The following is a 9166-nucleotide window of genomic DNA, read 5'->3' as shown; positions in this document are numbered from 1 at the left end:
GCCGCAGGCTGCGATCTTTTGATCTTGCTGTTAGCTGCGCGGAAGAAACGTTGAAGATCAAAATCAAAAGATCGCAGCCTGCGGCAGCTCCTACAGATGATCGCGGTCCTTTTCAAGCATCCTTCCAATCTTGGGCGTCACGCTGACGAGATTACCAGCCTGAATTACGACTACCGTTCGTCGCTTATTTTTTGAACATGAAATAGCAATCACAGGGATTGTTTTGTTTAGTCCTACAGACGCGAATGCTGAGTATCTTTTTATTTTGAAGAGACTAAAACATGGTTTCTAAAATAAAAAAATCAAGACCATCTACCAATGCCTCTTGCCCTCTGAATTTAAACACCACAAGAACTTTCTAAAAACCCTGTAGGACCATTCGCTAAAAGATGAATGAATGTTCTTACGAGCAACAAAATATCAACTTGCAGTGACGGCTACAATCTTCTAAATCTAACGACACCGCTAAATTCCGAGCGGCATTCAGATGAGAAAAATAAAATGAAAAACGAAAAACTTGGCGAAGTATTATTCAACTTCAGAACTGACTTTAACCAGAACACTAATCCGCAAGTGGCTGGCGGCAGTGGAGGACAAGGTGGCTGTGGCGGTAGTGGTGGTTGTGGCGGTGGAGGTGGTTGCAGTGGAGGTAGCGGTGGAGGAAATGGAGGTTGTGGGGGGGCAGGAGGTACTGGCGGTGGAGGCACCGGTGGTTGCAGGGCAATGTAATTCGGCTCGTATTTAATGCCTATCACTTTTTAAACCAAAAGGATCTTCCAAAAATGGAAGATCCTTCAGGAGAACCTAGATGAATCTAATCTACTCCGACTTTGACATAGTAGATCTCCCCAACGAATCGTTAATACTATCCAACCACAGCATCTCCAAAGTAGCATCTGAAAAACTGATTAGCGTCTTGCGGAACTTAAAAAAAAGACAGCACAATTCTATAAAAGAAATGCACCTCATCAACATTTTATCAAAGCACGAACTACCACAAACGGAGGCAATGCTATTTCTTCAGGGTGCAATAGGGCTAAAAACACAAATCTCTGACATATACTTCAAAAATCTTCTAATAGTACACGACTGGAAAGATAAAACCGAAATAGAAACAGCACTGAATCAAGAGCTAACTTGCAAATTCAAAGTAATCGAAAACCTAGACACATTATTAGAAGACACTAAAAACCAATCATGTTTCATTTGTATAATCTGCACCCGATATGACTATGCAAAACTCAAAAAAGCATATTTCAGCCTGGCAGATTCCAACCCTCGCAGCGCAATCTGTGTTGCTTATTTTAATGGAAATATCTTCAGAATTGACCAGCCATATTTATCAAGCATCGGAAACCCTTGCCACTTCTGCCAAATTGACAGGCAATTAAACTATGAAAAATGCAATAACTCACGCAAATCTTGGTCTGCCTTATTAAAATTCTGCATGGAACGGAACACTACTCTACCAGTACAGAGACTTGGCTTATTACAAAGAAGCTTAGCTATTGGAACAGTCATTAAAAAAATAAAACTTCACACAGAAGACAGCCAAGAACTCAGATACCAAGACAACGCACTCTCATCAATAACAATAGATCTAAATAACGGCTTAATCACTGAGGAGCCAAATCCACACTGGCACTCCTGCAACTGCCTGAGATCGAAAAATGAAAAATATACCGCATGATTTTTATCTGAAATTTCTCGACCCAAAGGTTTATGACGACACGTTGAATTTTCATAGCAAGGGGAATTTCACAATTCATGAATGCGTCAAAAACATCTCTTGCCTCCACAACCTTCCGCCACAATTGCTTGCCGACTTAACTGGGAACGAACTTCATCTCTACCCAGACATGGATATTACTTTAGAAGGGCATACGCTAGAAAGCTTGCGCATTGAAAACTCGCTACACAGGGACCACTCCTGTGATTTTTTTGACGGGAGCAGTGTAGATTTTGAATCCGTAAAACAGATAGTTAAACCACTACTTACAAAAAACAACAACACTTCTAAGCGAGGATATCCAAGTGCAGGAGCTCTGTATCCCGTAGAAGTTTTCTTCTGCTCTCTTTTATCTTCAAATACATGGCCATGCACTGAGAAAGTCTTACATCTACTCCCCAATTCCAGAAAGTTTGAGATACTTCAAGGCTGCCTAGAAACAAGCCCATTGGTGGAAGCCATACTTCCAAACGGAAGCAGCGTGGGCAATCCCAGTCACGCCATTATTTACATGATGTATTTACCGAAGGCATTGTTCAAGTATCGCTACCGTGGCTACAGGCTGGCCTTGATGGAAACCGGCTCAATGTACATGCTAGTAGACCTTCAATGCAAAGCACTAAAGTTCAAAAGCCGCCCTTGGTCAGGCTACACAGACAACATGGTCTGCAAGGCAATGGGCCTAAATCCAACTCTTTTTTATCCTTCCTGCATTCAATTGATTGGAGGCATTAAGTGAATATAATAAATCAAAGCACAAGCCCATTCTTACCAAATGACATGTGGATTCAACCACCCAGCATTTTGGATTTTCCTTTTATTGTCGAAGTTGGAGACCAACGACTCACTGTCGGATCGGGAATAGGCAACGGTTCTGGTTCAGCAAGGACTGCATTGGGAGAGTACTTTGAGCGAAATCATTTCTATTTTGACATCTTGCCAGAGTGCTCATCCAATTTACAGGAGAGCCTGAGCCCAACTGAAGTAGAAAAATTCGTAAAAGCCTTTAGTCAAACGGCCTCAACCGAAACTGACCTGAGGAACCTAACCCATCGACAACTAAACATGAGCTCCGTAGTACGTATTTCTGATTTTTCGGCATGCACCATTCCTACTATTTGCATTGCGTTAAGTCATGACTGCAATGAGGAGAATGACAGCATTTATCCGAGCAGAGACACTTGCGGTTGCAGTTTTCATAAAAATATTGAACCAGCCATTTTCGGCGCTATTAAAGAATCTTTGGAACGGCAGTTCCTTACTCGATTCTGGTTGACTAAGCAATGCAACGGCGTTGTGCCTCCCAGTGATATCCTAAAAGCAATCAATGCATCATCGGCCTTTGGCTTATATAATACTCTTTCAAAATCGGGAGAAATTGTAACATTTGACATTTCCGATACCAGGTTCCCTGGCGTATGCCTGTTAACTATTTACGGCAGTAATGATCCCAATAGAAATGTTCGCTATTGTGCAGGAATGTCTTATGCGGAGAGCCTAGCCACCGCACTTGATAAATCCATGCTTGAATTATGGCAAACGTTTAGATTTATGAACTTATTTAATATCCTTGAAAGAGACCCAGACTCCCTTCACGACTCCTACATCCGGTATTTCATGAAGTGCAACCACTACAATACATTCGAAGAAATCGCATCAGATTTCTCATATTTACAAAACCCCACCTACAAACAGAAGACTTTAGAATTCAACACTAATGGCCTACTACAGACTTTAAAAACAATGAACATTGAAGGTTATTTACACATAAAACCGACAAAAATAAACAACTCCGACCACACATTCTGCAAATTCATCTCCCCGTCGATATTCATGCATATGGACAACTCAAAAAACATAAACTTGAATAATGATTACTCAGAGTCGTTCTTTCACTTGATCGATAAAAACCGCCAAGCAAAGATGGTTCCATTCCCTTGAGGACGCCAACAATGAGCAAAAAACTTATATCGAGAACTCTCACCCTGGCAGGTATATTTATAAAAGAACAAACAAAAGAACCAATCTCCTTGATCTGGATAATGATTTCACCTTGCGCTCTTTTCTATTTTTTCGCTGCAACAAAACAGGATACTGGTTACTTCCAAAATAATTATATCAGCACATCAGCGTGGTTTTATGCTTATGTAGCATCAAGTGTTGCCTTATTTGGATTTACCTTTTACATCATCGGAAGAAGAGAAAGTGGATTTATTCGATCATTTGTATATTCTAAAAAATCAAGAATCATATTTATTTGCTCGCACTTCCTCGCCTATTCAATAATTTCAATTGCATACTGCTGCACTTTTTACTTAGCTACAAAACCTCCATTTGGAAATTATGACATTGTAGAAATCCTAATCATAATATGTCGATTTTACACTTGCTTTCTAATGCTCTGCAGCTTCGGGGTTATTTTTACAATACTCCCAATTAACTACCAGAACTCGAACACACTGCTATCGGCTTGTTCTTTCTTCATGCTTATCTTCGGAGTAGTGGGCGCCAACAATCCAAATGGTGTTTTCGGCACCATCAACTCGGTCAATCTTTTGACAATTTCCAGCCAATTAATGACTGAAAACCTTGATCAAAATAAATTGACACTTGTGCTTATTGCTCTATCTACAACCTCATCGACTTTTGTCTTGCTAAAACACTTAAAAATAAATCCGGTCTGGAGCAGATACTAATGCGTCGATTTAGCGCAAAATGCATAGACTTTAACTATGACGAAAAAGCAATATTAAGCCAGGCATCCCTGGAAGTACTTGAGGGTTCAATAGTCGGAATTTTAGGTCCAAACGGCGCGGGAAAAACAACGTTTTTTGATATTACTTGCGGATTGAAAAAAATCTCATCAGGGAGTATTGATAATAACTTTCACGACTTCACCTATCTTTCCCAAACAATTTCAACCCCTCCAACCTTACGTATGCGAGACATATTCAATATGGTCATCGCACTATGCTCGGATGAGAAAACGACACAAACCCGGGCACTCGACAAACTGAATAGTTGGTGTCCATCGATCACTAATCGATATAAGGAAATCTGGGACAAAAAATCGTCGCTGTGCAGTTATGGTGAAACCCGCTGGTTCTTCACATTATCTCTGCTAGCGATCTCTAAAGATTTTATTATTCTCGACGAACCCACTGCTGGCGTGGACCCTGAATTTCGTCACTATATTTGGGAGTGCCTACGTGGCGCGGCGAAAGACGGCGCTGCAATTCTGGTGTCATCCCACAACGTTGATGAAATAGTAAACAATTGCTCTTATTTTTACATGATCAGCCAGCAACGCTTTAATCGCTTTTCCAGTGGATCAGAGTTCATGCGGCAGTATGGAGCAAAAACTGCAGATGACGCATTTATCCGTGCAGTTACAGGACCGGCATTTGTTAAGTGACATCAACAAAACCCAACTCCAAACTCCATCTCTGTAGGAGCTTGCTCGTGAAGACTATATGACTACCGAAGAATATTTTGCGGATGTCCCGGCCTCTTCGCGAGCAGGCTCGCTCCCACAGGTGTCGCCCTCAATAGGTCAGTATTAGTCGGGCTAAGCGCCTACAAGTGATCCCGGTCCTTTTCGAATTTGTTCACGATCATCGGCATCACCCCCAGTATCACCAACGCCAAAAACGTACTGAACACTGCCGTTGCCTCCCGGCCCAATCCGGCTGAGACGCCAATGGCGGCGGTCATCCATAAACCGGCGGCCGTGGTCAGGCCCTTGACGTGCCCTTCATCGCCTTCCTGGTTTTTCAGAATGGTGCCAGCGCCGAGGAAACCGATCCCTGCAATCACGCCTTGCACCACCCGGCTCATGGCATCGGCCTGGGCACCGGACATCTGTGGCACCAGCACGAACAGGGCTGCGCCCAGCGCGACCAGCATGTGGGTGCGCACACCGGCGGCCTTGCCCTTGTGCTCGCGCTCGAAACCAAGAATCCCGCCCAGCACCGCCGCGATCATCAGACGCACGGTGATGCGGGTCAGTTGTGAAGCATCGCCGATGTCTGCGAACTCGGCCTGCAGGGTCACCCAGACTTCATGCCACCAAGCGTTCATGACCGTGTCCTAGCGAAGGCTCATGATGGATCGACCGCGCCGCCCATTAATCGGTTGCACGGAACGATGACCGGCGCGCTGGACGGTCGCAGGCTCCTGAAGGTGACCAACAGTGATTCGGTGATTTGACTGATCCGCATCAACAACGCTCGCAAGTGCCTGATATAGGCACTTTCGCCCTGCTGCGACAGATGCTTCAACTTGTCGCAGGTAGAACGCTTACGCGCATCTGATCCGGTTTTTAAAGTAATACCTGAGTCTGTTATGCAAACAGATCGACGCCCATAGTGCTCATGCCTGATGGAGGCTGATGAGCGAAAGACCATGAGCGAGCTAATCCCCGTCCGAACCGTAGAAAGCACAACACCCGTCAAGATCCACGAACCTTCACGCCCAAAAATGAAGGTCAAGACCAGCGACAACCTGATCCACACCCGCAGCTTCACCGGCCTGTTCCGCAACCTGCGCATCAGCGGTGCAGGCTTCCTGTTCTTGCTGTTCTTCGGCACCGTGTGGCTGAACTGGGGCGGCCGCCAGGCGGTGCTCTGGGACCTGTCCGAAAGCAAGTTCCACATTTTTGGCGCGACCTTCTGGCCGCAGGATTTCATCCTGCTCTCAGCGCTGCTGATCATCGCTGCCTTCGGCCTGTTTGCGATCACCGTGTTTGCCGGACGGGTCTGGTGCGGCTACACCTGCCCACAGAGTTCCTGGACCTGGATTTTCATGTGGTGCGAGAAAATCACCGAAGGCGAGCGCAACCAGCGGATCAAACTGCAAGCCGCAACCTGGGGGCTTAACAAGTTGATGCGCCGTTCGGCCAAGCACACCCTGTGGTTGGCGATCAGCCTGCTGACCGGCCTGACGTTCGTGGGTTACTTCACCCCGATCCGGCCATTGGCCGAAGAACTGCTGACCTTGCAAATGAGCGGCGTCAGTTTGTTCTGGGTGCTGTTTTTCACCGGCGCCACCTACATCAATGCCGGTTGTCTACGCGAAGCGGTGTGCATGCACATGTGCCCCTATGCGCGGTTCCAGAGCGTGATGTTCGACAAAGACACCCTGACCATTTCCTACGACGCCGCCCGCGGCGAAAACCGTGGCCCGCGCAAGCGCGAGGTCAAACCCGCCGAGGTCGGCCTGGGCGATTGCATCGACTGCCAGCTTTGCGTGCAGGTCTGCCCCACCGGCATCGACATCCGCGACGGCTTGCAGATGGAATGCATCGGTTGCGCGGCGTGCATCGACGCCTGTGATTCGATCATGGACAAAATGGGCTACGAGCGTGGATTGATCAGCTACACCTCGGAGCGCCAGTTGCAGGGCGGCAAGACACACCTGTTGCGGCCTCGGTTGATCGGCTACACCGCCGTGCTGCTGGTGATGATCGCCGCGCTGGTGGTCGCGCTGATGCAGCGGCCAATGGTGTCGCTGGACGTGAGCAAGGACCGCGGTCTGTTCCGGGAAAACAGTCAGGGGCAGATCGAAAATATCTACACCCTGAAGGTGATCAACAAAACCCAGCAACGCCAGGATTACCGCCTGACGCTGGTCGATGGCGACGGCTTCCAGTTGCACGGCAAGACTGAGCTGAGCCTGGCACCTGGCGAGATCGTCGATGTGCCAGTGTCGGTGGCGATGATCACGGAGCGGCCGCGCAGCAGCTCGCAGAGTATCGGCTTCAAGATTGTCGACAGTGACGAGCCGCAGATCTACAGCGAGGCGAACAGCCGGTTTGTTGCGCCGATGAACCGTTGAGCCTTTAGACTGCGGTGCAGCTGTTCGCGAGCAGGCTCGCTCCCACAGGAATTGCGCCGTCCTTGTGGGAGCGAGCCTGCTCGCGAATGAAGGCGCCCCGATTTTCCAGAATGAAACCAATCCGGACCCAAGATGAAACGCTACGAAAAATTCGCCGACGACATCGCTGAACTGATCCGCTCCGGCGTCCTCGGCCCCGGTCAGCGCGTGCCGTCGGTACGCTATGCGAGCCAGACCTACGGCGTCAGCCCATCCACGGTGTTTCAGGCCTATTACCTGCTCGAACGCCGTGGCCTGATCCGCGCCCGGCCGCGTTCCGGTTATTTCGTCAATGCCCATGCGCCACGGCCGTTTTCCGAGCCGGTGATCAGCGCTCAGGTCAATGAGTCCACCGAGGTCGACGTCAGTGGGCTGGTGTTTTCGGTCCTCGATTCGATCAAGGATCCGAACACCGTGCCGTTCGGTTCGGCTTTCCCCAGCCCGACTCTGTTCCCGTTGCAACGGCTGTCGCGTTCGCTGGCCAGTGCCAGTCGCGAAATGGACCCGCGCATGGTGGTCACCGATATGTCGCCGGGCAACCCGCAACTGCGGCGGCAAATCGCCCTGCGCTACATGGTGGGCGGGCTGATGTTGCCGATGGAAGAACTGCTGATCACCAACGGCGCCCTCGAAGCACTGAACCTGTGCCTGCAGGCCGTCACCCAACCCGGCGACCTGGTGGCCATCGAAGCCCCGGCGTTCTATGCGTGCCTGCAAATACTGGAACGGCTGAAACTCAAGGCCGTGGAAATCCCCGTCCACCCGCGCGATGGCATCGACCTTGGCGTCCTGGCGCAAACCCTGGAGCGCCACCCGATCAAGGCCTGCTGGTGCATGACCAGTTTCCAGAACCCCATGGGCGCGACCATGCCCGAGGCCAAGAAACAGGCACTGGTTGAGCTGTTGCGCCATCATCAGGTGCCGCTGATCGAAGACGATGTCTATGCCGAGCTGTATTACGGTCAGCAAGCGCCAAAACCGGCCAAGGCGTTCGACACCGAGGGGCTGGTGATGCACTGCGGTTCGTTCGCTAAAAGCCTGGCCCCCGGCTACCGCATCGGCTGGGTCGCTGCCGGGCGCTATGCGCAGAAAATCGAACGGCTGAAGCTGATGACATCGCTTTGCGCCTCAATGCCGGCCCAGGCGGCCATTGCCGATTACCTGCAACACGGCGGCTACGACCGACACCTGCGCAAACTGCGCTACGCCCTGGAAGAACAGCAAAGTGCCATGCTGTCGGCCATTGCCCGCTATTTTCCGGCGCAAACCCGCGTCAGCCAACCGGCCGGCGGCTACTTCCTATGGCTGGAGCTGCCGGCGCAGATGGATTCGTTGAAGTTATTCCAGATGGCACTGGCGCAAGGCATCAGCATCGCGCCGGGGCCGATCTTTTCGCCGACGCAGCGCTTCAGGAATTGCATTCGGTTGAACTATGGCAGCCCGTGGGATGAGGCGGCCGAGAAGGCGATGGAGACGTTGGGGCGGATTGTGCGTTCTTTCTGATGGTTCGATGTTGTTTGGGCTGTCGCTTTCGCGAGCAGGCTCGCTCCCACAGGTTTACAC

9 protein-coding genes are annotated in these 9166 nt (G+C 49.4%); 8 read left to right on the top strand and 1 reads right to left on the bottom strand.

What is annotated here, in order from left to right:
- Positions 1 to 598: 598 nt before the first annotated feature.
- From ACSFE6_RS29590 to ACSFE6_RS29565, 6 genes are all read left to right on the top strand, one after another.
- Positions 599 to 745, top strand: coding sequence for a hypothetical protein (locus ACSFE6_RS29590; RefSeq protein ID WP_435430920.1), 147 nt, complete (start codon positions 599 to 601; stop codon positions 743 to 745).
- Between the two features lie 63 nt (positions 746 to 808).
- On the top strand, positions 809 to 1690 hold the full coding sequence (locus ACSFE6_RS29585) for an McbB family protein (protein WP_435430919.1): 882 nt from the start codon (positions 809 to 811) through the stop codon (positions 1688 to 1690).
- On the top strand, positions 1671 to 2468 hold the full coding sequence (locus tag ACSFE6_RS29580) for a SagB/ThcOx family dehydrogenase (protein WP_435430918.1): 798 nt from the start codon (positions 1671 to 1673) through the stop codon (positions 2466 to 2468). The genes ACSFE6_RS29585 and ACSFE6_RS29580 overlap by 20 nt, the downstream gene beginning before the upstream one ends.
- Complete coding sequence (locus ACSFE6_RS29575; protein WP_435430917.1) at positions 2465 to 3670, top strand: YcaO-like family protein; 1206 nt, start codon at positions 2465 to 2467, stop codon at positions 3668 to 3670. Before ACSFE6_RS29580 ends, ACSFE6_RS29575 begins: the two co-directional genes overlap by 4 nt.
- Before the next feature lie 11 nt (positions 3671 to 3681).
- Entirely contained in the window at positions 3682 to 4425 is a 744-nt protein-coding gene (locus ACSFE6_RS29570; protein WP_435430916.1) for an ABC transporter permease, read from the top strand.
- Positions 4425 to 5144, top strand: a complete 720-nt coding sequence (locus tag ACSFE6_RS29565; RefSeq protein ID WP_435430915.1) for an ATP-binding cassette domain-containing protein — start codon at positions 4425 to 4427, stop codon at positions 5142 to 5144. The genes ACSFE6_RS29570 and ACSFE6_RS29565 overlap by 1 nt, the downstream gene beginning before the upstream one ends.
- Positions 5145 to 5305: 161 nt before the next feature.
- Here the strand turns inward: ACSFE6_RS29565 and ACSFE6_RS29560 are convergent, their stop codons facing one another.
- On the bottom strand, positions 5306 to 5809 hold the full coding sequence (locus tag ACSFE6_RS29560; protein WP_435430914.1) for an MgtC/SapB family protein: 504 nt from the start codon (positions 5807 to 5809) through the stop codon (positions 5306 to 5308).
- A gap of 324 nt (positions 5810 to 6133) precedes the next feature.
- Here ACSFE6_RS29560 and ccoG point away from each other — a divergent pair, with 324 nt between their 5' ends.
- Both ccoG and mapR read left to right on the top strand, forming a co-directional pair.
- The gene (gene ccoG, locus ACSFE6_RS29555) at positions 6134 to 7564 is read left to right on the top strand and encodes a cytochrome c oxidase accessory protein CcoG (protein WP_435430913.1); all 1431 of its coding nucleotides are present in this window, start codon (positions 6134 to 6136) and stop codon (positions 7562 to 7564) included.
- A gap of 132 nt (positions 7565 to 7696) precedes the next feature.
- Positions 7697 to 9106 carry a GntR family transcriptional regulator MpaR gene (gene mapR / locus ACSFE6_RS29550; protein WP_435430912.1) on the top strand — a complete coding sequence of 470 codons (1410 nt, stop codon included), beginning with the start codon at positions 7697 to 7699 and terminating at the stop codon, positions 9104 to 9106.
- The last annotated feature ends 60 nt before the right edge of the window (positions 9107 to 9166 follow it).

Source organism: Pseudomonas baetica (assembly GCF_051216495.1).
GTDB lineage: Bacteria > Pseudomonadota > Gammaproteobacteria > Pseudomonadales > Pseudomonadaceae > Aquipseudomonas > Aquipseudomonas baetica_B.
This window is presented reverse-complemented; position numbering and strand designations above follow the sequence as displayed.